This window comes from Cellulomonas sp., assembly GCF_017744555.1.
Taxonomy (GTDB): Bacteria; Actinomycetota; Actinomycetes; order Actinomycetales; family Cellulomonadaceae; genus Cellulomonas.
Window position 1 is genome coordinate 145,005 of sequence record NZ_JAGIBD010000007.1, and the last position, 23,052, is coordinate 168,056.

The window sequence follows — 23,052 nt, forward strand, 5'->3', positions numbered from 1 at the left end:
TACTGCGCGATGCGCTGTAGATGTGTCGGTTTGGCCCGCGAGCATCTCGTCGACGCGGCAGGGTCCGCCGCACGGCGCGCGGGCGCCCGTGAGCGCCGCCCGCCGTCACCGCGAAGAGGGCGTCAGGACGCCGAAGCCTCCGCCGTCGCCACCAGGAACGCCGGCGCTCGAAGCCCGGCCGCCGCGAACGCGTCCGCGACCGCCGCCCGCACGCGCTGCACGTCCGTGTGCTCGACGAGTGCGATCGCGGACCCGCCGAACCCGCCGCCCGTCATCCGCGCACCGAGCGCCCCGGCCTGGCGGGCCGTCGCGACCGCCAGGTCCAGCTCGCGGCACGACACCGTGTAGTCGACGCGCAACGACTCGTGCGACGCGTCGAGCAGCGGCCCGACCTCGCGCACACGCGCGCCGTCGAGCAGCGCGACGAGGTCGCGGACGCGTCCGATCTCGGTGACGACATGCCGGACCCGCGGCACCTCGACGTCGGCGTCGGGGGAGCCGGCGAGCGCGTCGACCGCCCAGCCCCAGCCCCGCTCGTCGTCCGCGAGGGCCCGCAACGACGGCAGCCCGAGCCGGGCCGCGGCCGCCTCGCACGACGCGCGCCGAGCCGCGTACTGGCCGTCCACCAGGGCGTGCTCGGCGCGCGTGTCGACGACCAGCAGCGCGAGCCCCTCGGCGGCGAGGTCGAACGGCACGTGCCGCACGGCCCCGTCGCGGCAGTCGAGCAGCAGCGCGTGACCGGCCTGCGACCGCAGCGACGCCGCCTGGTCCATGCCGCCCGTGGGCGCGCCCGCGATCTCGTTCTCGGCGCGGACGCACAGCGCCGTGAGCGTCGCGCGGCCCGCGTCGTCCGCGCCGAGGCCCAGGTCGTGCAGGGCGTCGAGCGCGATCGCGACGGACGACTCGAGCGCCGCCGACGACGACAGGCCCGCGCCGTACGGCACGCACGAGTCGATCGCGACGTCGAAGCCGCCCACCCGGTGACCACCCTGCCGCAGCGCCCACGCGACACCCGCGACGTAGGCGGGCCAGCCGTCGACCGTCCCCGGGCCGACGCCGGCGAGGTCCACCTCGCGCGGGTCGCCCGCCTCCTGCGCGGACACGAGTCTGATCCGCGAGTCGTCGCGCACGCGCACCGCGGCGTACGTGCGGTGGGGCAGCGCGATCGGCAGGCAGAGGCCGTCGTTGTAGTCGGTGTGCTCGCCGATGAGGTTCACGCGGCCGGGCGCGGACCACACGCCGTCGGGGTCGGTGCCGAACCGGTCGACGAACAGCGTGCGGGCGCGCGCGGAGCCCTCGTCGACGGTCCAGGGGGCGAGCCGGTCGATCGCGGTCACGCGAGCTCCTTCAGCCGGGCCGCGATCTTCTCGGGCGTCGTGTCGCTGATCCAGGCGCCGGCGCCGGACTCGACGCCCGCGAGGTACTTGAGCTTGTGCGGGGCGCGCAGCACCGAGATGACCTCGAGGTGCAGGCGGGAGACGTCGCGGCCCTCGCCGACCGGGGCCTGGTGCCACCCGGAGATGTAGGGCAGCGGGATGCTCGTACCGTCGTCCTCGAAGAACCGGTCGAGCCGGTCCAGCAGGGTCAGGTACGTGGTCGCGAGGTCGGCGCGCTCGTCGTCCGTCAGTGCCGGGAGGTCCGGCACGTCGCGGCGCGGGGCCAGGTGCACCTCGACGGGCCAGCGCGCGGCGAACGGCACGTACGCGACCCAGTGCTCCGACTCGAGCACGACGCGCTCGCCGTGCTCGAGCTCGGCGTCGAGCACGTCGCGGCCCAGCAGGCGGCCGGTCGCGGCGTGGTGCGCACGGGCCTGCTCGAGCATCCGCGTCGTCCGCGGCGTGAGGTACGGGAACGCGTAGATCTGCCCGTGCGGGTGGTGCAGCGTGACGCCGATCTCCTTGCCGCGGTTCTCGAAGACGAACACCTCCTCGATCCCGGGCAGCGCGCCCAGGGCGGCGGTGCGGTCCGCCCACGCCTCGATGATCGTGCGCATGCGGCGCGGGCCGACGGTGCGCAGCGACTGCGTGGGGTCGGCGGAGAAGCAGACGACCTCGCAGCGACCGGCGGCGGGGCGGACGGTCCACAGCGGCTCGTCGTCGCGGTGGCGCTCTGCGTCGGTCGCGCCCGGCACGGCGAGCAGCGACGGGAAGCGGTTCTCGAACACCACCACGTCGTAGTCCTCGGCCGGGATCTCGCCGTCCTGGTACGTGGCGCCGGGCCGCGCGGGGGCCAGGGGGTTCGCGTCGGCGGGCGGCAGGAACGTGCGGTTCATGCGGTGCGCCGCGATGGCGATCCACTCGCCGGTCAGCGGGTCGCGACGCAGCTCGGGGCCGGTGACGGGCTGCGGCACGCCGTGCTCGTCGGGCACGGGCGCGAACCGGTCCGGGAGCGGGCGGGGGTCGTCGAGCCGCCGCGTCTGCGCGCCCGACACGTACGGCTCGGTGTCGTCGAAGTAGATGAGCTCGCGGCCGTCCGCGAGGTGGGTCGTGGTCTTGCGCACGTCGGCGGTCACTGCAGGTGTCACTGTGCGGCTCCGAGGGGGGCGAGCGTGAGGTGGGTGGGCAGGTCGCAGAGGCGTCGACGTACCTCGTCGGGCAGGCCGTCGTCGGTGAGCAGGGTGTCGACCTCGTCGAGCGGGGCGATGCGGGCGAGCCCGACGACGCCCCACTTGGTGTGGTCGGCGAGCACAGTCGTGGCCGCGGCGCTCGCCATGAGGGCACGGTCGGTGGCGGCCTCGGCGAGGTTCGGGGTCGTGAGCCCGTCGGCGTCGAGGCCGTGCACGCCCAGGTAGGCCCGGTCGACGCGCAGGTGCGCGAGGGTCGCGTCGGCGACCGGGCCGACGAGCGCGTCCGACGGCGTCCGCACGCCGCCCGTGAGGATGACCTCGAGGCCGGCGGACGACGGCGCGTGGTGCAGCACGTCGGCGACGCGCAGGCCGTTCGTCACGACCGTGAGCGGGCGCAGGCCGACGTCCGCCGCGAGGAGCTCGGCGAGCAGGTACGTGGTGGTCCCGGCGGACAGCGCGATCGCCTGGCCCGGTTCGACGGTCGCGGCGGCGGCCCGGGCGATCGCCTGCTTCTCGGGCCCGGACCACTCGCGCTTCGCGTCGAACCCGGGTTCGTCGGTCGGGCGGCCCGCGGCGTCCGGCGCGACCGCCCCGCCGTGCACGCGGCGGACCAGGCCGGCGCGCGCGAGCTCGGCGATGTCCCGCCGGATCGTCATGTCCGAGACGTCGAGGCTCTCGACGAGGTCGGCGACGCGGGCGGCGCCGTGCAGGCGCACGGCGGCGAGGATCTGCTCCTGGCGTTGCGTGGCCAACACCCGGACATCATCGCACCGGATCGAACATAAACCAACACGGCGCGCGCGGACGCCGCGACGCGGCAGGTCAGCCGCTCAGCGCCCCGCGGGCGTCAGTCCGAGCGAGCGGCCCGCGAGGCCCCGACGACGAGCCGCGAGCGACGTCGCGACCGACCGCAGCGCCTGCGCCGCGGGGGAGTCCGGCTCCGCGAGCACGACGGGCGTGCCGCCGTCGCCCGCCTCGCGCAGCCGCACGTCGAGCGGCACCTGGCCCAGCAGCGGCACGTCGCCGCCCGTGAGCTGCGACAGGTTCTCCGCGACGCGTTGCCCGCCGCCCGAGCCGAACAGCTCGAGCCGTGACCCGTCGGGCTGCGGCAGCCACGACATGTTCTCGACGACCCCGACCACGTGCTGGCGCGTCTGCACCGCGACCGACCCGGCCCGCTCGGCGACCTCCGCGGCCGCGACCTGCGGCGTCGTCACCACCACGATCTCGGACCCCGGCAGCAGCTGCGCGACCGAGATCGCGATGTCGCCCGTGCCCGGTGGCAGGTCGAGCAGCAGCACGTCGAGGTCGCCCCAGAACACGTCCGCGAGGAACTGCTGCAGCGCACGGTGCAGCATCGGCCCGCGCCAGACCACCGGCTGCCCGGGCGGCACGAACATCCCGATCGACACGACCTTCACGTCGTGCGCCACCGGCGGCAGCAGCATGTCGTCGACCTTCGTCGGCTGCCGCGTCACCCCCAGCATCCGCGGGATCGAGAAGCCGTAGATGTCCGCGTCGACGACGCCGACCCGCAGCCCGTCGGCAGCCATCGCGACCGCGAGGTTCGCCGTCACGGACGACTTGCCGACACCGCCCTTGCCCGACGCGATCGCGAACACCTTCGTCAGCGACGTCGGCTGGGCGAACGGGATGACGGGCTCGGCGTCCGTGCCGCGCAGCAGCGTGCGCAGCGCGGCCCGCTGGTCGGCGCTCATCACGCCGAGGTCCACGACCACGTCCGTGACTCCGTCGACCGCGACCGCGGCGGCGGTGACGTCGCGCGTCAGCGTCTCCTTGAGCGGGCAGCCCGGCGTCGTGAGATCGATGCCGACCCGTACCCGGCTGCCGTCGACGTCGACCGAACGGACCATGCCGAGCTCGGTGATCGGCCGGCGGATCTCCGGGTCCAGCACGGTCGCGAGCGCCTCGTGGACCGCCGCCGTGAGGCCGTCGGTCCCTTCGGCGCCGGAGGTCGGGTGGGCGGCGTTCGACGACATGGCGCCCATCGTAGGTCGGTCCCGCGCGCCGCTCGGTCGCCGAAAGGCCCTTGCGGCGTCAGGTGCGGTCGGACCCCTGGTCGGGCCGCCCCTCCGCCTCGCGCTCCTCCGCGAGGTCCTCGAGCAGGTTGCGCAGCTCCGAGCGGACGAAGTCACGCGTCGCGACCTCGGACAGCGCGATGCGCAGCGCCGCCATCTCGCGGGCCAGGAACTCGGTGTCCGCGAGGTTCCGCTCGGAGCGCTGCCGGTCCTGCTCGGCCTGCACGCGGTCGCGGTCGGTCTGCCGGTTCTGCGCCAGCAGGATCAGCGGGGCGGCGTACGACGCCTGCAGCGACAGCATCAGCGTGAGGACGGTGAAGCCGTTCGACGGGTCGTCGAACCGCGGGCGGTCCGGCCCCCAGTTCGCGTTCCACGCGAGCCACACGATGCAGAACACCGTGAGCCAGATGATGAACAGCGGCGTGCCGAGGAAGCGCGCGATGCTCTCCGCGATCTTGCCCGACGTGTCCTCGTCGAACTGCGCGCGCGGCAGCAGGGACCGCCGCGTCTCGCGCGGCTGGTCGAGCCGGTCAGCCACGACGGCCCCCCGCGGTCGGCCCGGCCGCGGGCGTCGGGTTCTCGTCGTCGTCCGTCTCGCGCCAGTCCTCGGGAAGCAGGTGGTCGAGGACGTCGTCGACGGACACCGCGCCGAGCAGGCGCTTCTCGGCGTCGACCACGGGCATGGCGAGCAGGTTGTAGGTGGCGAGCTGCCGGGTCACCGCGAGCAGCGGGGCCTCGGCGGGGGCCGCCTCGATGTCCGTGTCGACGATCGAGCCGATCGCGTCGTGCGGCGGCTCGCGCAGCAGGCGCTGCAGGTGCACGACGCCGATGAAGCGGCCCGTCGGCGTCTCCAGCGGCGGGCGGGCGACGAACACCATCGACGCGAGCGCGGGCGTCAGGTCCTGTCGGCGCACGTGCGCGAGCGCTGACGCGATCGACGTCTCCGGGCCCAGGATCACCGGCTCGGTGGTCATCAGGCCGCCCGCGGTGTTGTCCTCGTAGGCCAGCAGGCGTCGCACGTCCTCGGCCTCGTCGGGCTCCATGAGGCCGAGCAGCTCGGCCTGCTGCGCGTCCGGCAGCTCGCCGAGCAGGTCGGCGGCGTCGTCGGGCTGCATCGCCTCGAGCACGTCGGCCGCGCGGGTCAGCTCCAGGCCCTGGAGGATCGCCACCTGGTCGTCCTCGGGCAGCTCCTCGAGCACGTCGGCGAGGCGCTCGTTGTCGAGGGCGGTCGCGACCTGCAGCCGGCGCGCGCGACCCAGGTCGTGCAGCACGTCGGCCAGGTCGGCGGGCTTGAGGTCCTCGTACTGCGCGAGCAGCAGCTCTGCGCCCTGCTCGGCGGACCGGCGGGCCAGGCCCGTCACCTCGTCGACCGAGACCAGCACCGTCTCGCCGCGCCGCCGCAGCAGACCGGACTTGCCGGGCCGGTGCCGCCGGACGAACAGCTTGGTGACGACCCAGTCGCCGTTGCGCTGCAGCTCGATCGCGACGTCCTCGATGGACGCCTGCCCCGAGCCGTCCACGAAGTCGACCGTCCGGTCGAGCAGCTCGCCGACCACGACCGTCTCGAACGCGCGCTGCTCGAACCGGCGCATGTTCACCAGGCCCGTGGAGATGACCTGCCCCGCGTCGATGGAGGTCACGCGCGTCAACGGCAGGAACACCCGGCGCCGTCCGGCGACCTCGACCACCAGGCCGACCGCCCGCGGCGGACCCTTGGGTCGGACCAGCACGACGACGTCGCGCACCCGCCCGACCTGGTCACCGAGCGGGTCGAAGACGATGGTCCCGGCGAGGCGCGCGACGAACACCCGGGTCCCGACGCTGCTCACGCCGGTCAGCCTAACCAACAGCCCCACCTCGGCCCTGGCACCACGCGCACACCGTCGCTGACCTGCGCGATCACGGTCCTGCCCTGGCGCCGGGGCGCGCTTCGGGGGAGGATCGCCGCATGTCGTTCTCGGGCCAGCCGAGGCCTCCGCGCACCCCGACCCCGCCGCAGGGCGAGACCATCGCGGCCTACGCGACGTACCTCGAGGCGCAGCGCGCCGTCGACCACCTCGCCGACTCGGCGTTCCCCGTGCAGCTCGTGACGATCGTCGGCACCGACCTCAAGATGGTCGAGCGGGTCACCGGGCGACTGTCCTACCCCCGCGTCGCGATGGGCGGGTTCGTGTCCGGGGCGTGGTTCGGCCTGTTCGTCGGGCTGCTGCTCTCGCTGTTCACGGCCCCCGGCTCGCGCAGCCCGTTCCTGCCCGCGATCCTCATCGGCGGCGCGTTCGGCCTCCTGTTCTCCGTCGTGCCGTACTCGTTCACGCGCGGGCGGCGGGACTTCACGTCGTCGAGCCAGATCGTCGCGTCGTCGTACGCGGTGCTGTGCCGCACCGAGCAGGCGCACAAGGCGCGGGAGCTCCTGCGGGAGGTCGGCGGGGTGCAGTCCGGCGTCGTCCGGCCGCCCGCCGCCGTCATCCCGGGCGGACCGCCGTCGGACGCCGCCGTGACGTACCCGCCGCCGTCCGCGCCCTCCGGGCCGCCGACGGGCTCGCCGACCGTGCCGCCGGTCGCCCCTCCCGGGCCGCCGTCCGGACCGGGCGGACCGTCCGGACCGGGCACGCCATCCGGACCAGGCACGCCATCCGGACCGGGCACGCCATCCGGACCGGGCACGCCACCCGGGCCGCCGCCCGGCTGACGACCCGGTCGTCAGGACCGCACCGGCCGCACCGGCGTCGGCCCCACTCCGCGCTCCACGCGATCGACAACGGGTGTCCCATGAACGCCAAGAAGCAGGTCGTCGCCGTGCTCGCTGCCGGGCTCCTCGGGGTCGTCTACGTGTCGTCCGCCGCCGCCACACCGCCCTCCACCGACCCGCCCGAGGCGAGCGACCTCGTCAGCGGGCCGCTCGACGGCAGCGCGGGCCGGCACCCGCTACGCGTCGAGCAGGACGGCGTCGAGCTCACGGTCAAGCAGCCGACCACGGTGGCGACGTTCGACCTCACGTACGAGCCGCTCGAGTTCTCCGGCTGGCACTCGCACCCGGGGATCGTCGTCGTGGTCGTGAAGTCCGGCACGGTCGAGCGCACCACGCCCGGCAAGCACGGGCACTGCACCACGCAGACGTTCACCGCGGGCACGTCGTTCACCGAGGTCGGCACGCACTACGTCGCCAACCCGAGCGCGACCGACGCGGCCGTCCTGTCGATCACGCGCATCTACCCGACCGACGCCACCGTGAGCCGCATCGACCAGCCCGCGCCCGACTGCGGCTGACCGCCCTCACGACACGGGGGAGGGCTCCACGCCCCGGGCCCGGCGCACGCGCCACACCGTTCTCCACCAGCGGTGCCCGTGCACGCGCGGGTCGCGCGGCTCGGCAGGTTCGACGACAGGTGCGTCCGGCCGTGCGCTCGCGGCGAGTGCCGCGGTCGTCTGCCCGGCGAGCACCGCCAGCAGGTGCGATCCGTCCATCATGAGATCCCCCGAGAGGCCGTGGGTCGGGGCGAGGTGCTCCGACGGGGGATGACGCACGACGGCCCGCGACCTCGACAGAGGCCGCGGGCCGATCGTCCGGCGGCGGGGTCAGGCCAGGAGGCGGGCCATCCACGCCTCGACGGCGTCGGGGTCGCGCGGCAGCGCGGCGGACAGGTTCTCGTTGCCGTCGGCCGTGACGAGCACGTCGTCCTCGATCCGCACCCCGATGCCCCGGTACTCCTCGGGGACCAGCAGGTCGTCGGACTTGAAGTACAGGCCCGGCTCGATCGTGAACACCATGCCCGGCTCGAGGATCCCGTCGAGGTACAGCTCGGCCCGGGCCTGCGCGCAGTCGTGCACGTCGAGGCCGAGGTGGTGGCTCGTGCCGTGCACCATCCAGCGGCGGTGGTGCTGGTTCTCGGGCAGCAGCGACTGCTCGGCGCTCACCGGCAGCAGGCCCCACTCGTCGAGTCGCGCGGCGATGACCTCCATCGCGGCGGCGTGCACGTCGCGGAACTTCGTGCCGGGCTTCGCGACGGCGAAGGCTGCGTCGGCGGCGTCGAGCACGGCCTGGTAGACCCGGCGCTGCACCTCGGTGAACGTGCCGTCGACGGGGAGCGTGCGCGTGACGTCGGCGGTGTACAGGCTGTCGATCTCGACGCCCGCGTCGACGAGCACGAGCTCGCCCGACCGGACGGGGCCGTCATTGTCGATCCAGTGCAGCGTCGTCGCGTGCTCTCCCGCCGCCGCGATCGTCTCGTAGCCGACCGCGTTGCCCTCCTGGCGGGCGTGCCCGATGAACGTGCCCTCGATGACCCGCTCGCCGCGCGCGTGCGCCTGCGCGGCCGGCAGCGCCCGCACGATCTTCTCGAAGCCCTCGATCGTCGTGTCGACCGCGAGGCGCATCTGCTCGACCTCGTACGCGTCCTTGACCAGCCGCAGCTCCGAGAGCGACTCGGCCAGCGCGGTGTCGCGCTCACCCGACGCCTCCGCCGCGCGGATCTCCTCGATGACGGCCTCGACGGCCTCGTCCACGTCCGGCACGACGAGGAGCTGCACGCCGTCCGCGCCCACGTCCTTCGCGAGCGCGTCCCGCAGGTCGTCGAGGTGCGCCGTGCGGATGCCCGTCGTCGTCTCCATGTCCTCGAGCGTCGGACGGGCGCCGACCCAGAACTCGCCGTACCGCGAGTCGGAGAAGAACTCCTCGGTGTCCCGGCCCGCGAGCGGCCGCAGGTACAGCACCGCGTGGTGCGCGCTGCCGTCGTCGCCCGTGCCGTCCTCGACCGGGTGCAGCACGAGTACCGCGTCGGGCTCCTGCTCCATGCCCAGGCCCGTGAGGTGCGCGAACGCGGAGTGCGGCCGGAACCGGTAGTCCGTGTCGTTGGAGCGGACCTTGAACGCGCCGGCCGGCACGACGAGCCGCTCGCCCGGGAACTTCGCCGACAGCGCCGATCGCCGGGCCGCCGTGTGGTCCGCGGCGGGGCTGCGGGTCGCGGTCGACGCGGGACGCTCCGCCCAGCCCGACGTGACGAAGCGCAGGAACTCCGCCGACCCCGGTCGCTGGGACCGGTTGCTCCCTCGGTCCGCGAGCGGCTGCTCGCTGGTCGGGGTCTCCGGGGTGTCAGGCGTCGTGTCCGAGGTCATCGGGCCAGTCTCCCACCGGCGCCCGGCGCGGCTCGACCCGGGCCGGTGCGGGCGCAGGCCCGTCCGCCGGATACCTTGGCCCGATGCGCATCGACCTGCACACCCACTCGACGGCCTCCGACGGCACGCAGTCACCCGCCGACGTGGTGCTGGCGGCAGGGGAGGCCGGTCTCGACGTCGTCGCCCTCACCGACCACGACACGACGGCCGGGTGGGACGAGGCCGCGGAGGCGGCCCAGCTCGTGGGCGTCACGCTCGTCCGCGGCACGGAGGTGTCCGCGCGCTCGCGGGGGATCAGCGTGCACCTGCTGTCCTACCTGCAGGACCCGACGCACCCGGCGCTCGTGACCGAGCTCGACAAGACCCGCGACGCGCGGCTCGGCCGGGCCCGCGCGATCGTCGACCTGCTCGCCGCGGACTTCCCGATCACATGGGACGACGTGCTCGCGCAGGCGAAGGACGCGGTCGTCGTCGGTCGGCCGCACCTCGCGGACGCGCTCGTCGCGAACGGCGTCGTCCCGGACCGCGACGCCGCGTTCGCGCGGCTGCTGCGCGCGGACGGCCCCTACCACGTGCCGCACTACGCGCCCGCAGCACCCGATGCCGTCCGCGCGATCCGGGCCGCCGGGGGAGTGCCCGTGTTCGCGCACCCCGGTGCTGACGCGCGCGGCCGCATCGTGCCCGACGCGGTGTTCGACGAGCTCGCCGCGGTTGGGCTCGGCGGCATCGAGGTGCACCACCGCGACCACTCGCCGCAGCAGCGGGAGCGGCTCACCGCGATCGCGGAGCGGCTCGGGCTGCTCGTCACGGGGTCGAGCGACTACCACGGGGACGGCAAGGCCAACCGGCTGGGAGAGAATCTCACCGAGCCGTCGGCGCTGGCCGCGATCGAGGAGCAGGGAGCAGTGGACGTGATCCGGGCATGAGCGAGCTCTTCGACCTCCAGCTCTTCATCTCCGTCTTCATCACCCTGTTCGTCATCATGGACCCGCCCGGGACCGTGCCGATCTTCCTCGGGCTGACAGGCGCGATGACGCGCGCGCAGCGCAACCGGGCGGCGCGGCAGGCGATCCTCGTCGCCTTCGGCGTCATCGTGTCGTTCGCGGTGTTCGGGCAGCAGCTCCTCAGCTACATGCACATCTCGCTCGCGGCGCTGCAGGCGTCGGGCGGGCTGCTGCTGCTCGTGGTCGCGATGGAGCTGCTCACCGGCAAGATGGAGGAGCCCGAGCCGTCGGGCAACGCCAAGGTCAACGTGGCCCTCGTCCCGCTCGGCACGCCGCTGCTGGCGGGGCCCGGCGCGATCGTCGCGACCATGGTGTTCGTCAAGCAGGCCGACCTGTCCACCTCGCACGACTGGATCGCGATCGCGCTCGGCGTCGTCGCGGTGCACGTGTGCCTCTACCTGGCCATGCGGTTCGCCAACGTCGTGCACCGCGTGCTCAAGGACTCCGGCACCGTGCTCGTCACCCGCATCGCCGGTCTGCTGCTCGCCGCGATCGCGGTGCAGCTCGTCGCCGACGCCGTGGAGGCGTTCATCCAGAGCGCCTGACGGCGCGGACGACGAAGGGTGGGCCCGCCGCGGCGGACCCACCCTTCACGTCGTGCTGCGCCAGGTCGGCGCCGGTCCTCAGCCCTCGCTCGGCGCGGGCGCGGCGGCCTCGCCGCCGGCCGGACGGCCACCGCGCGTGCGGCGACGGTTGCGGGTGCGGCGTGCGCCACCGGTCGACGAGCCGCCCTCGGCGGGACCGTCGGTCGTCGCCGGAACGGTCGACGTGCCCTCGGCCGGCGCGCTCGACGCGCCCTCGGCCTGTGCGCTCGCCGCGCCCTCGCCGCGACCACCGCGACCGCCACGACGGCGACGGCCACCCTCGCGAGGGGCGTCGCCCTCGCGCGCGGGACGACCGCCCGAGCGCGTCCGGTCGCCGCCACGGCCACCGGCACCGCCTGCGCCACCGCTGCGCTTGCCCGTCTCGCCCAGGTCCTCGAGCGCCTCGGCCGCCAGCCCGGCGCGGGTCTGCTGCGCCTTGGGCAGGCGCCCCTTGACGCCCTCGGGGATGTCGAGGTCGGCGTACACGTGCGGCGAGCTCGAGTACGACTCGACCGGCTCGGGGATGCCCAGGCCGAGCGCCTTGTCGATGAGGCCCCAGCGCGGCATGTCGTCCCAGTCGACGAACGTCACGGCCGTGCCCTTGTTGCCCGCGCGACCCGTGCGGCCGGTGCGGTGCAGGTACGTCTTCTCGTCCTCGGGGCACTGGTAGTTGACGACGTGCGTGACGTCCTCGACGTCGATGCCGCGCGCGGCCACGTCGGTCGCGACGAGCACGTCGACCTTGCCGTGGCGGAACGCGCGCAGCGCCTGCTCGCGGGCGCCCTGGCCGAGGTCGCCGTGCAGAGCGCCGGCGGCGAAGCCGCGCTCGACGAGCTCGTCGGCGACCTTCGCCGCCGTCCGCTTGGTGCGCGCGAACACGATCGTCAGGCCGCGGCCGTTGGCCTGCAGGATGCGGGCCAGCAGCTCCACCTTGTCGAGCGCGTGCGCGCGGTAGACGACCTGCTTGATGTTCTTGACGGTCTGGCCGTCGTCGTCCGGGTCGGCCGCGCGGATGTGCGTCGGCTGCGTCATGTACCGGCGGGCCATCGCGACGACCGCCCCGGGCATCGTCGCCGAGAACAGCATCGTGTGGCGCGACGCGGGGGTCGCCGCCAGCAGCGTCTCGACGTCCGGCAGGAAGCCGAGGTCGAGCATCTCGTCGGCCTCGTCGAGCACGACCGTGCGGACGCGCGACAGGTCGAGGTGGCGCTGCTTGAGCAGGTCGATCATGCGCCCGGGCGTGCCGACGACGACCTCGACGCCCTTGTTCAGCGCGTCGATCTGCGGCTCGTACGCCCGGCCGCCGTACACCTGCACGACGCGCACCGTGCGGCGGGCCGACGCGGTCGCGAGGTCGCCCGCGACCTGCACGGCGAGCTCGCGCGTCGGGACGACGACGAGGGCCTGCGGCTTGCCGGCGGCGGGGAGCTGGTCGTAGCCGTCCTCGCCCGGCGCCACGATGGCGTCGAGCAGCGGGACGCCGAAGCCGAGCGTCTTGCCGGTCCCGGTCTTGGCCTGCCCGATGATGTCGTGCCGCGACAGGGCCACGGGCAGCGTCATCGCCTGGATGGGGAACGGGTGCGTGATGCCCGCGTCGGCGAGCGCCTGGACGATCTCCGGGCGGACGTCGAAGTCGGCGAACGACGCGTCGACCGCCTGGACGGACGAGTACGTGTTCTTGAGCGGGCGGGTCATGGGCGCTGCGAGGGCGGAAGCCGCTTCCTCGGGCGCGTTCGTGCTGGTCTGTGTGGTCACGGTCGACTCTTCGCTGCGAGGGTGGTGAGCCGCGCGCGGTCCGGGGCCGACGGGCGTCGGGGGCGTCCCGGGCGACAGCGGTCGTCACCACGTGAGTGGCCGGCAGCCGATCGTGAAAGTCCTCCCGCGAGCGACTCCGGACCACGTGTCCGGGGCTGCGCGGGATGGTCGCTGAACCGGGGACGACGCCCCCACCGTGACGACCGGGCAACCGATGTACCCGTACAGGGTATCGGACGGGTCCCGCCAGCCGGGGCGAGCGTCGCGCGCGTCACACGTTCCACCCCACAGGTTCACCGGCCGGACGCCTGCGCAACCCCGGCGGTCTACGATCTTCGGATGACGACGCACGCACGTCCGGGTGTCACCGGCGCCACCACGTCCCCCGTCGCCACCTCCCGCGAGCCCGACACGATCGAGCTGCTCGGTCTCGTCGCGCAGCTGGAGGACGTCGCGTTCGCGCGGCTCGCCGCCGACGCCGCCGAGGCCCCCACCACCGAGCAGCGGCTCGAGCTGAGCCGGTTCGCGGCAGCGGCCGTCGAGCGGCGCGAGCGGGTGCTCGCCCGGATCGCCGAGCTCGGCGCGGATCCCGTCGCGGCACTGCGCCAGTTCGACCACGTGCTCGACGACTTCGACGCGCGCACGCAGCCGGCCACCTGGTGGGAGCGTCTGCTCAAGGCGTACGTGGGCTACGGCGTGGCGGACGACTTCTGCCGGCTCGCGGCCGAGGGGCTCGACCCCGAGTCGCGCCGCGTGGTGCTCGAGGTGCTGGACGACGCGTCGCACGCGGAGCTCGCCGTCGCGGAGCTCGACGCGGCGGGCGGCGCGGACGACGTGCTGTCCGCGCGGCTCGCGCTGTGGGGCCGCCGGCTCGTGGGGGAGGCCCTCGGCGTCGTGCAGCGGCTGCTCGTGCAGCGGCCGGGGCTCGTCCGGCTCGTCAGCGAGGGCGCCGCGGCCGAGCAGCCCGGCGGTGGCGAGCAGAACGCGGGGACCGACGTCGTGGCGGCCCCGGCGAACGCGCCCACCAAGCTCTTCGGCGAGCTCACCGCACAGCACACCCGGCGGATGTCCCGGCTCGGCCTGACCGCGTGACCTGCACAGACGACGAGCCCGCGCCGACCAGGAGGTCGACGCGGGCTCGTTCGTCCGTCGGGAGGGCCCTCAGATGGTCCCGAAGCCGACGCGGGCCTTGGCCTCCGAGCCGATCTCGACGTAGCCGATCGTCGCGGTCGGCACGATGATCCGCCGGCCGCGCACGTCCTGGAGCTCGAGCACGGCCTGGCCGTCGAGCGCCGAGGCGACGGCGGCCGCGACCTCGTCACCCGTCTGCTCGGTCTCCAGGACGATCTCCCGTGCCAGGTTCTGCACGCCGATCGTGATCTCCACCGTCATCTCTTTCACGTCCCCTTCGCAGTCGTCGGGCGCCGGTCCACCGACCTGGTCCGCCTCCAGGCGATCCTAGGCGTCCTCGTAGACGAAGTCGGGCCGGATCAGCCCGGCCACGCCGCCCCACGCCAGCTCGGCCACGAGGTCGGCGGTGCTCTCGGCGTCGACGCCGCCGGTGGAGCGGAACCGGTGCGTCGCGGCGCCCTGCGCCATCGCGATGAGGGAGACGGCGAGCGTGGCCGACTGGTCGGGGCCGAGCCCGGTGACCTGGCCGAGCACCCCGGCGATCCGGCGCGACGCCTCGGCCGAGGCGTGCTCGACGCGGGCGCGCACGTCCGCGTCGTGCGTCACGTCGGACTCGAACAGCAGCGCGGACGACTCCCCGGCCACCTCGACGAACATGATGTAGGCGTGCACGACTGCCGACACGACGGCGCGTCCGTCGCCGCGGCGGACCGGTCCCTGCTCGATCGGCTCGACCGCACTCTCCACGGCCGCGAGCAGGTCGGCGCCGCACTGGTCCACGACCGCGAGGTACAGGTCGAGCTTCGACGGGAAGTGCCGGTACAGCACCGGCTTGCTGACCTGGGCGCGGTCGGCGATGTCGTCCATCGAGACGTGGTGGAAGCCCTCGGTGGCGAACAGGTCCTGGGCGATCTTGAGCACCTGGGCGCGACGTTCGTCCCGGCCCATGCGCGGGTTGCGGGCCCGTGGAGGTGAGTCGTCCGTCCCGGTCATCCCGGCATGGTAGCCACGCCGTGTGTCATCGATGGCACCATGTCCGGGTGACACCCGCCGACGTCCCCCGGATGCCCGACGCTGCACGGACGCGCGGGCGCCGGCGTGCCGAGCCGCCGACGGGGTCCCGGCAGCGGCGTCGCGACCGGCGGTCGCGCTCCGGGTCGGCGCGCACGATCGTGGTCGCGTTCGGCGTCGGCGCGTTCGGGCTGGTCGCCGGTGCCGGTACCGCGCTCACCACCTCGACGGGCTCTCCGGCGGCCGCGCTCGACGCCGTCGTCGGCCGGGTCGCGGCGATGCGCGCGCAGCCCGCCGCGCAGCTGCCTGCGCCGTCCGGGCTCGTCGAGCGCGCCGACGCGGTGAGCCGCGCGGACGCGCAGCGGTCCCCGTTCGAGGACGACGCCCTCGTCGCCGTGCCGACGCCGACGCCGCAGGCGCTCGTGGACGACGCCCCGGCGGTGCTCGCGCTTCCGCCGGGCCTCACGCAGGTCGACTTCGCGGCGGGCCTGCGCGCGGCCGACGTGCCCGAGGCGGGGGCCGGGACGTTCTCGGTGGTGCCGGGCTCGGACCCCGGACCCGGCACGGGCCAGGTGCGGACGATCCGTGTCGAGGTCGAGGACGGGCTCGCGGTCGACGGTCGGGCGTTCGCGGCGACCGTCATGGCGACGCTCAACGACCCGCGCAGCTGGGGCCACGACGGGTCGATGTCGTTCGCGCGCACCGACGGGGATGCCGAGCTGCGGGTGATGCTCGCGTCGCCCACCAGCGTCGACGTGCTGTGCGCGCCGCTCGAGACCGAGGGCGAGGTGTCGTGCGGCCGGGCCGGGCACGCGGTGCTCAACCTCAAGCGCTGGGTGCTCGCCACGCAGGAGTACGCGCAGGACAAGGCCGCCTACCGCCAGTACCTGGTCAACCACGAGGTCGGCCACCTGCTCGGGCACGGTCACGACCAGTGCACGACGCCCGGCGCCGTGGCGTCCGTCATGCAGCAGCAGTCGTACAAGGTCGCGCCGTGCCTGCCGAACCCGTGGCCGTTCCCCTGACCTGGGACCTCGTCGTCTGAGCTCGTCGTGGCCCTGCTCGGGGTGCTGCCGGCGCGCGCGGCGCCCCGGGTCGAAGGTCCACGCCGGTGTCGGTGGTCCGTGATGGGATCGACCGCGTGACGTCCTCGACCGCGCTGCGCCTCGTGCGCCCGTCGCTCGCGGACAGCCCTCTCTCCGGGCCGGGGTCGCCGGTGGCGCTCGACGACGCGCAGCGGTCCGCCGTGGCCCGGGCGGTGGACGGCGGTCGTGGCGCGCTCCTCGTGCTGGGTGCGCCCGGCACGGGCAAGACGACCGTCGCGCTCGAGACGGTCGTCGCCGCGGTCGCCGGTGGGATGCGGCCGGAGGACGTGCTGCTGCTCGCTCCGGCGCGCCGAGCGGCAGCGGACCTGCGCGACCGACTCGGCGCACGCCTGCGGACCACGTCGGGCCGCGCGCTCGTCCAGACGCCTGCCGCCGCGGCCTTCGCGGTGCTGCGGGCCCGCGCGTCCCTGCTCGGCGAGCCTCCGCCTGCCCTGGTGTCCGGCGCCGAGCAGGACCTGCTGCTCGGCGAGCTGCTCGCGGGCCACGTCGCGGGCGAGGGCGTGCCGCTCGCGTGGCCGCCGCACGTGCGTGACGACGTGGTCGCGATGCGCGCGTTCCGCGACGAGCTGCGCGACCTGCTCATGCGCGCGGCCGAGCGCGGCCTCGACCCGGTCGACCTGGCGGACCTGGGGCGCACGCACGACCGGCCGGAGTGGGTCGCTGCGGCGACCGTGTACGAGGAGTACCTCGACGTCATCCAGCTCCGGTCCGGCACACCCGACCTCGGGCAGCGGCTCGACCCTGCGGTGGTCGTCGAGGAGGCCGCGCAGGCGCTGCTGGCGTGGGACGACGAGGTGCCGCGGGCGCCGCGGCCGCGCTGGCGGCTGGTGGTGGTCGACGACCACCAGGAGAGCACGTCGGCGACGGCCCGGCTGCTGCGCGTGCTCGCCGACGACGGCGCGCGCGTCGTGCTGCTGGCCGACCCCGACATCGCCGTGCAGACGTTCCGAGGTGCGGCCCCCACGCTCGTCGGTCGGGCGTCCGTCCTCGGCGTCGGTCCCGGCGAGCTCGGCGCCGAGACGGTCGTGCTGGGCACGGTGCGACGGCACGGTCCTGCGGTGCGGGAGGTCGTCGGGCGCGTCACGTCCCGGATCGGGTCGGTGGGGGCCGTCCAGCACCGGCGTGCGACGAGCGACCCCGACGCGGCGACCGGCGAGGTGCGTGCCGCGGTGCTGCCGAGCGGTGCCCAGGAGGCGGCGTACGTCGCCCGCGCCCTGCGGACCGCGCACGTCGAGCAGGGCGTGCCGTGGTCGGACATGGCCGTCGTCGCCCGCTCGGGAGCGCAGGTCACGGCGCTGCGCCGCGCGCTCGCGGGTGCCTCCGTGCCGGTGAGCGTGCTCAACAGCGACGTCCCGCTCCGCGAGGAGCCCGCCGTGCGTCCGCTGCTCGACGCGATGCGCGTCGTGGTCGGTGCGGTCGAGCTCGACGCCCCGACGGCCGCCCGGCTCGCGTGCTCGCCGCTCGGCGGGCTCGACGCCGTGGCGCTGCGCCGCGTCCGCCGTGCGCTGCGCGCCGAGGAGCTCGCGGGCGGCGGCGGACGGACGAGCGACGCGCTGCTCGTCGAGGTCCTCGGGGACCGGGGGCGTGCCTCGACCCTGCCGCCGTCCGTCGCCCGGCCCGTCGCCCACCTGGCCGAGGTGCTCGCGCGCGGGCGGGACGCGGCCGCGCTGCCCGGTGCCGACGCGCAGACGGTGCTCTGGGCGCTGTGGCACGCCGCCGGGACGGCCGAGGCGTGGCGTCGCTCCGCGCTCGCGGGGGGCGCCGCGGGCGAGCGCGCGGACCGTGACCTCGACGCGGTGCTGGCGCTGTTCCGTGCCGCGGAGACGTTCGTCGACCGGATGCCGCAGTCCGCGCCCGGCGCGTTCGTCGAGTGGCTGCAGGCCCAGGACCTCCCGTCCGACTCGCTCGCGGCGCGCGCCCGCCGGCAGGCCGTCCCCGTGCTGACCCCGGCCGGTGCAGCGGGACAGGAGTGGCAGCTCGTCGTGGTCGCCGGCGTGCAGGAGGGCGTGTGGCCTGACCTGCGGCTGCGGGACTCGCTGCTCGGGGCACAGGCGCTCGTCGACGTCGTCGAGGGTCGCGCGGTGCACGGCGCGGACGCGGGTGCCCAGGCCGCGGCCGCCCGCGCCGCGGTGCTCGCCGACGAGCTGCGGTCGTTCGCGGTGGCCTGCTCCCGCGCGCGCGGCACGCTCGTCGTGACGGCCGTCGCGGAAGCCGACCAGCAGCCGTCGCCGTTCCTCGACCTCGTCGAGCCCTCGGACTCCGACGTCGACACGCGCCGCACGTCCGTCGCCGCGCCGCTCGACCTGCGGGGCCTGGTCGCCGAGCTGCGCGGACGCCTGGAGCAGGCGGCGGACGACCGTACCGAGCCCGACCCGGCGTGGGCGCGCACGCTCGCCAGGCTCGCCGCCGCGGGCGTCCCGGGTGCCGACCCCGACGCCTGGCACGGGCTCGCCGACCCGTCCACCGACGCTCCGCTGTGGGGGCCCGACGAGCTCGTCCCGGTGTCGCCCTCGAAGGTGGAGACCGCCCAGCGGTGCGCCCTGCGGTGGGCCCTCGAGTCCGCGGGCGGCACGGCGGCCGACAGCGGCGGGCAGACGCTCGGCACCCTCGTGCACGCCATCGCCCAGGAGCATCCGCAGGGCACGCGCGACGAGCTCATGGCTGCGCTCGACCGGCGGTGGGGCGAGCTCGGCCTCGGCGACGGGTGGCCCGCCCGGGCGACGCGGCGCAAGGCCGACGCGATGGTCGACCGGCTCGCGGCCTACCTGCGGACGGCAGGCGAGCCCGTGCTCGTCGAGGGTGGCTTCTCGACGACCACCGCGCGGGCCGTGCTGCGGGGAACCGTGGACCGGGTCGAGCTCGACGGCGACGTCGACGGGACGCCGACGGTCCGCGTCGTCGACCTCAAGACGGGCGCCTCGCCGCCGTCGGTCGCGAAGGCGGCCGAGAACCCGCAGCTCGGCGCGTACCAGCTCGCGGTCGACGCGGGCGCGTTCGACGGTCTCCCGGCCGGGGCGACGAGCGCGGGCGCGCAGCTCGTGTACCTCGGCACCGGCGCGAGCGCGGCCGTCCGTCGCCAGGACCCGCTCGGCCCCGAGACCGACGGGCCGAGCTGGGCCCGGGTGCTGGTCGACGAGGTCGCGGAGCGCATGGCGGCGTCGACGTTCGAGGCCACCGCGAACGACCTGTGCGACCGGTGCCCCGTCCGGCGGGCGTGCCCGGTGCGTGCCGAGGGCGGGCAGGTGGTCGCATGACGCTCCTCGACGCCGAGCAGATCGCGCTGCTCGTCGGCCAGCACCCGCCCACGCCCGAGCAGCGGCGCATCATCGAGTCGCCACTGACGCCGTCGCTCGTCGTGGCGGGAGCGGGGTCCGGCAAGACCGAGACGATGGCCGCCCGGGTGGTGTGGCTGCTGGCCAACGGGCTGGTCGCTCCCGAGCAGGTGCTGGGCCTGACGTTCACGCGCAAGGCCGCGGCCGAGCTCTCCGACCGCGTGCGTCGGCGGCTGCGTCGGTTGTGGCGGGCAGCCGCCGAGGCCGGCGTCGTGCTGCCGGGGTCGGCGGGCGACGCGCGCGGCGGGCCCGACGACGTCCTGGGCGGTCTGGCCCGGCCGACGATCGCGACGTACAACTCCTACGCGGCGTCGCTGGTCTCGGACCACGCCCTGCGGCTGGGGCTCGACCCGTCGGCGAAGCTGCTCGGCGAGGCTGCGCAGTGGCAGCTCGCGAGCGACGTCGTCGAGGCGTGGCGCGGCGACCTCGACACCGACGCGGCGACGTCGACCGTCGTCGAGGCCGTGCTGGCGCTGTCCGGCGCGCTCGACGAGCACCTGCTCACGGCCGACGAGGCCAGGCGCCAGGTCGAGGCGGTGATCGAGGCGATCGTCGCGACACCGGCGGGCGACCCGCCCCGCGAGCCGTACGCCGAGGTCAAGCGGCTGATCCGGTCGCTCGGCGAGCGCGCGCGGGTGCTCGACCTCGTCGCGGAGTACCGCCAGCGGAAGCGGGCCGCCGACGCCATCGACTTCGGCGACCAGGTGGCGCTCGCGGCCCGGCTCGCGCGTGACGTGCCGGAGGTCGGCGCGGGGGAGCGGGACCGGTACCGCGTGGTGCTGCTGGACGAGTACCAGGACACGTCGTACGCCCAGCTCACGCTGCTCGGCTCGCTGTTCGGCGACGGCCACCCGGTGACCGCGGTCGGCGACCCGCACCAGTCGATCTACGGCTGGCGCGGGGCGAGCGCGGGCGGGCTCGAGGGCTTCCCGACGTCGTTCCCGGCGGTCGACGCCGACGGCACCCGGCGGCCGGCGGACGTGCACGCGCTGTCGACGTCGTGGCGCAACGACCAGCGGATCCTCGACGCGGCGAACCACGTCGCGGCACCGCTGCGGACGCCGGCGGGCCGCGTGCCGGTCCCGGTGCTCGCCGCCCGCCCGGGGGCCGGCGAGGGCCATGTGCACGCGCACGTCGCCGAGACGCTCGAGACCGAGGCCGAGGCTGTCGCGCAGTTCGTCGCCGCCCGGTGGCGTCCCGCGGACGCCGCGGGAGCCGGTCGCGTGACCGCGGCCGTGCTGTGCCGCAAGCGCTCGCAGTTCGAGCCGCTGCGCGTGGCGCTGCGTGCCGCGGGCCTGCCCGTCGAGGTCGTCGGGCTCGGGGGCCTGCTGTCGACGCCGGAGGTCGTGGACCTCGTGGCCGCGCTCCAGGCCGCGCACGACCCGACGCGCGGCGACGCGCTCATGCGGCTGCTCACGGGCGCGCGGACCCGGCTGGGTGCCGCGGACCTGCATGCGCTCGGCGCGTGGGCGGGCGAGCTCGCGGCCCGGCACCCGGGCGGAGGCCGGCCCGTCGACGGCGTCGAGGCCGACGTCGTCGACCAGCGCAGCATCGTCGACGCGCTCGACGACCTGCCGCGACCCGGCTGGCGCAGCGCGACGGGCCGCGCGCTGACCGACACAGGCCGTCGCCGGCTCGTCGAGCTCGCCGGCCTGCTGAGCGCGCTGCGCGCCCACACCTACCTCGCCGTCCCCGAGCTGGTCGCGGAGGCCGAGCGGCTGCTCGGGCTCGACATCGAGGTCGCCGCTCGCGCCGGCGTCTCCCCGGGACGCGCCCGCGCGCACCTCGACGCGTTCCGCGACGTCGCGGTCGAGTTCGCGCGGTCCGCCGACCACCCGACGCTCGGCGGTTTCCTCGCGTGGCTCGACGCGGCGGACGTCCGGGAGAGCGGCCTCGACATGCCGGTGTCGGAGCCCGACCCGGACGCCGTGCAGATCATCACGATCCACGCCGCGAAGGGCCTCGAGTGGGACGTCGTCGCGGTCGCTGGTCTCGTCGACGGCGGCCTGCCCGCGACGGCGACACGAGGCAAGGACGGCCCGAAGGACTCGGCGTGGCTGACGGGGCTCGGCACGCTGCCGTACCCGCTGCGCGGCGACCGGCACGACCTGCCGGAGTTCACGTACGCCGGTGCCGCCGACCCGAAGGACCTCGAGGAGCGCCGCAAGCGGTTCGTGCTCGACGCGGGCCACCACGAGGTGGCCGAGGAGCGCCGGCTCGCCTACGTCGCCGTGACCCGCGCGCGCAGCGACCTGCTGCTCACGGCCGCGTGGTGGGGCGACGGCTCCCGGGTCCGCGCGCTGTCGACGTTCCTCGAGGAGCTCGCGGAGTCGGGCCTCGTCGAGACGGACGACTGGTCGGCGGCGCCGCCTGACGGCGAGACGAACCCGCGCGCGTCGCTGACCGTGTCCGCGACGTGGCCCGCGGACCCGTTCGCGGTCGAGGGCGCGGGCGGGCGCCGAGCCGCCGTCGAAGTCGCCGCGGCCCAGGTCCGGGCGGCGATGGCCGCGGAACCGGCCGAGGAGCCGGCATCGCGGTCGCGGTGGGACGAGCTCGCCGACAGGCTGCTCGCCGAGCACGAGCGCGCACGCACCCCCGACCGGGAGGTCGAGCTCCCCGCCCACCTGTCGGCGTCCGCACTCGTCCGGCTCGACGCCGACCCCGGCGAGTTCGCCCGGCACCTGCGCCGCCCGGTGCCCGCGGAGCCGTCCGCGCAGGCCCGTCGCGGCACGCGGTTCCACGCGTGGGTCGAGGGGTGGTTCGGTGCGGCGTCGCTGGTGGACGTCGACGCGCTGCCGGGCGCCGACGACGACTCCCTCGCGGTGGACCTCGACGAGCAGGCGCTGCGCGACTCGTTCCTCGCGACCCCGTGGGCGCACCGCACGCCGCTGGCCGTCGAGGTCGACGTCGAGACGTCCGTCGACGGGTACGTCCTGCGGTCCCGCATCGACGCGGTCTTCCCCGACGAGGACGCCGAGCCGCACGGCACGGGCGCCGGTGACGCCGTGATCGTCGTCGACTGGAAGACCGGTGCCCCGCCGACCGACGACGCGTCCCGCGCCTCGCGCGAGCTGCAGCTCGCGGTCTACCGGCTCGCGTGGTCGCGCTGGACGGGCACCCCGCTCGACCGGGTCCGGGCGGCCTTCTGCTACGTCGGCACGGGCGAGACGGTGCATCCGCAGCGGCTGCTCGACGAGGTGCAGATCACCGCGCTCCTGCATGCCGCGACGTCCGCAGAGGAGCGGGCGGAGCAGGGCCGTCGGACCGTGCCGAACGTGCGGCGCGAGGTCGGCAACGCGTGGCGACCGGACGCGACCGCCGAGCGCGACGGCCGCAGCGGACGTGGTCGCTCCAGGGACGGCGACCGCACGAGCGAACGCGACCCCGCCAGGTAGTGCGAGAGCGGTCCGCC

19 protein-coding genes are annotated in these 23,052 nt (G+C 75.3%); 8 read left to right on the top strand and 11 right to left on the bottom strand.

What is annotated here, in order from left to right; genetic code table 11:
• Nucleotides 1-122: 122 nt before the first annotated feature.
• From galK to J7523_RS06905, 6 genes are all read right to left on the bottom strand, one after another.
• Nucleotides 123-1,337, bottom strand: coding sequence for a galactokinase (gene galK / locus J7523_RS06880; protein ID WP_291884011.1), 1,215 nt, complete (start codon nt 1,335-1,337; stop codon nt 123-125).
• Nucleotides 1,334-2,512, bottom strand: a complete 1,179-nt coding sequence (galT, locus tag J7523_RS06885) for a galactose-1-phosphate uridylyltransferase (protein WP_291884014.1) — start codon at nt 2,510-2,512, stop codon at nt 1,334-1,336. The genes galK and galT overlap by 4 nt, the downstream gene beginning before the upstream one ends.
• A gap of 8 nt (nt 2,513-2,520) precedes the next feature.
• Nucleotides 2,521-3,321, bottom strand: a complete 801-nt coding sequence (locus tag J7523_RS06890) for a DeoR/GlpR family DNA-binding transcription regulator (RefSeq protein WP_291884016.1) — start codon at nt 3,319-3,321, stop codon at nt 2,521-2,523.
• Nucleotides 3,322-3,396: 75 nt separating this feature from the next.
• Nucleotides 3,397-4,566: an Mrp/NBP35 family ATP-binding protein gene (locus J7523_RS06895; protein ID WP_291884019.1), complete on the bottom strand. Its 1,170-nt coding sequence runs from the start codon at nt 4,564-4,566 to the stop codon at nt 3,397-3,399.
• A gap of 58 nt (nt 4,567-4,624) precedes the next feature.
• Entirely contained in the window at nt 4,625-5,143 is a 519-nt protein-coding gene (locus J7523_RS06900) for a DUF1003 domain-containing protein (protein WP_291884022.1), read from the bottom strand.
• The gene (locus tag J7523_RS06905) at nt 5,136-6,434 is read right to left on the bottom strand and encodes a CBS domain-containing protein (protein WP_291884024.1); all 1,299 of its coding nucleotides are present in this window, start codon (nt 6,432-6,434) and stop codon (nt 5,136-5,138) included. Before J7523_RS06905 ends, J7523_RS06900 begins: the two co-directional genes overlap by 8 nt.
• 119 nt (nt 6,435-6,553) lie before the next feature.
• Between J7523_RS06905 and J7523_RS06910 the strand changes: the two genes are divergently transcribed.
• Nucleotides 6,554-7,294: a general stress protein gene (locus J7523_RS06910; RefSeq protein ID WP_291884026.1), complete on the top strand. Its 741-nt coding sequence runs from the start codon at nt 6,554-6,556 to the stop codon at nt 7,292-7,294.
• 80 nt (nt 7,295-7,374) lie between these two features.
• Nucleotides 7,375-7,872, top strand: a complete 498-nt coding sequence (locus J7523_RS06915; RefSeq protein ID WP_291884028.1) for a hypothetical protein — start codon at nt 7,375-7,377, stop codon at nt 7,870-7,872.
• Between the two features lie 6 nt (nt 7,873-7,878).
• Here the strand turns inward: J7523_RS06915 and J7523_RS06920 are convergent, their stop codons facing one another.
• On the bottom strand, nt 7,879-8,070 hold the full coding sequence (locus J7523_RS06920) for a hypothetical protein (protein WP_291884030.1): 192 nt from the start codon (nt 8,068-8,070) through the stop codon (nt 7,879-7,881).
• A 111-nt stretch (nt 8,071-8,181) separates the two neighbouring features.
• Complete coding sequence (locus tag J7523_RS06925; protein ID WP_291884032.1) at nt 8,182-9,717, bottom strand: aminopeptidase P family protein; 1,536 nt, start codon at nt 9,715-9,717, stop codon at nt 8,182-8,184.
• Nucleotides 9,718-9,800: 83 nt separating this feature from the next.
• On the opposite strand from J7523_RS06925, the gene J7523_RS06930 reads away from it, so the two are divergent.
• Together J7523_RS06930 and J7523_RS06935 are read left to right on the top strand one after the other, a co-directional pair.
• A complete protein-coding gene (locus tag J7523_RS06930; protein WP_291884034.1) occupies nt 9,801-10,643 on the top strand; it encodes a PHP domain-containing protein in 843 nt (280 codons plus the stop codon).
• Entirely contained in the window at nt 10,640-11,266 is a 627-nt protein-coding gene (locus tag J7523_RS06935; RefSeq protein ID WP_291884037.1) for a MarC family protein, read from the top strand. Before J7523_RS06930 ends, J7523_RS06935 begins: the two co-directional genes overlap by 4 nt.
• Nucleotides 11,267-11,344: 78 nt before the next feature.
• On the opposite strand, the gene J7523_RS06940 is transcribed toward J7523_RS06935, so the two are convergent.
• Nucleotides 11,345-13,000: a DEAD/DEAH box helicase gene (locus tag J7523_RS06940; protein ID WP_291884189.1), complete on the bottom strand. Its 1,656-nt coding sequence runs from the start codon at nt 12,998-13,000 to the stop codon at nt 11,345-11,347.
• 399 nt (nt 13,001-13,399) lie between these two features.
• On the opposite strand from J7523_RS06940, the gene J7523_RS06945 reads away from it, so the two are divergent.
• A complete protein-coding gene (locus J7523_RS06945; RefSeq protein ID WP_291884040.1) occupies nt 13,400-14,152 on the top strand; it encodes a ferritin-like fold-containing protein in 753 nt (250 codons plus the stop codon).
• A 69-nt stretch (nt 14,153-14,221) separates the two neighbouring features.
• Here the strand turns inward: J7523_RS06945 and J7523_RS06950 are convergent, their stop codons facing one another.
• Both J7523_RS06950 and J7523_RS06955 read right to left on the bottom strand, forming a co-directional pair.
• Nucleotides 14,222-14,446: a DUF3107 domain-containing protein gene (locus J7523_RS06950; protein ID WP_291884191.1), complete on the bottom strand. Its 225-nt coding sequence runs from the start codon at nt 14,444-14,446 to the stop codon at nt 14,222-14,224.
• 72 nt (nt 14,447-14,518) lie between these two features.
• Entirely contained in the window at nt 14,519-15,184 is a 666-nt protein-coding gene (locus J7523_RS06955) for a TetR/AcrR family transcriptional regulator (protein WP_291884043.1), read from the bottom strand.
• A gap of 47 nt (nt 15,185-15,231) precedes the next feature.
• Here J7523_RS06955 and J7523_RS06960 point away from each other — a divergent pair, with 47 nt between their 5' ends.
• The 3 genes from J7523_RS06960 (at nt 15,232) to J7523_RS06970 (ending at nt 23,035) form a co-directional block, all read left to right on the top strand.
• Nucleotides 15,232-16,227: a DUF3152 domain-containing protein gene (locus J7523_RS06960; protein ID WP_291884045.1), complete on the top strand. Its 996-nt coding sequence runs from the start codon at nt 15,232-15,234 to the stop codon at nt 16,225-16,227.
• 116 nt (nt 16,228-16,343) lie between these two features.
• Nucleotides 16,344-19,562, top strand: a complete 3,219-nt coding sequence (locus tag J7523_RS06965) for a UrvD/REP family ATP-dependent DNA helicase (RefSeq protein ID WP_291884048.1) — start codon at nt 16,344-16,346, stop codon at nt 19,560-19,562.
• The gene (locus J7523_RS06970) at nt 19,559-23,035 is read left to right on the top strand and encodes an ATP-dependent DNA helicase (protein ID WP_291884050.1); all 3,477 of its coding nucleotides are present in this window, start codon (nt 19,559-19,561) and stop codon (nt 23,033-23,035) included. The genes J7523_RS06965 and J7523_RS06970 overlap by 4 nt, the downstream gene beginning before the upstream one ends.
• Nucleotides 23,036-23,052: the final 17 nt, after the last annotated feature.

Coding starts and splice junctions, on each gene's coding strand:
- J7523_RS06970 (WP_291884050.1), top strand. CDS start 19,559: ATGACGCTCCTCGACGCCGAGCAGATCGCGCTGCTCGTCGGCCAGCAC.
- J7523_RS06925 (WP_291884032.1), bottom strand. CDS start 9,717: ATGACCTCGGACACGACGCCTGACACCCCGGAGACCCCGACCAGCGAG.
- J7523_RS06915 (WP_291884028.1), top strand. CDS start 7,375: ATGAACGCCAAGAAGCAGGTCGTCGCCGTGCTCGCTGCCGGGCTCCTC.
- J7523_RS06945 (WP_291884040.1), top strand. CDS start 13,400: ATGACGACGCACGCACGTCCGGGTGTCACCGGCGCCACCACGTCCCCC.
- J7523_RS06895 (WP_291884019.1), bottom strand. CDS start 4,566: ATGTCGTCGAACGCCGCCCACCCGACCTCCGGCGCCGAAGGGACCGAC.
- J7523_RS06920 (WP_291884030.1), bottom strand. CDS start 8,070: ATGGACGGATCGCACCTGCTGGCGGTGCTCGCCGGGCAGACGACCGCG.
- J7523_RS06930 (WP_291884034.1), top strand. CDS start 9,801: ATGCGCATCGACCTGCACACCCACTCGACGGCCTCCGACGGCACGCAG.
- J7523_RS06940 (WP_291884189.1), bottom strand. CDS start 13,000: ATGACCCGCCCGCTCAAGAACACGTACTCGTCCGTCCAGGCGGTCGAC.
- J7523_RS06955 (WP_291884043.1), bottom strand. CDS start 15,184: ATGACCGGGACGGACGACTCACCTCCACGGGCCCGCAACCCGCGCATG.
- J7523_RS06935 (WP_291884037.1), top strand. CDS start 10,640: ATGAGCGAGCTCTTCGACCTCCAGCTCTTCATCTCCGTCTTCATCACC.
- J7523_RS06910 (WP_291884026.1), top strand. CDS start 6,554: ATGTCGTTCTCGGGCCAGCCGAGGCCTCCGCGCACCCCGACCCCGCCG.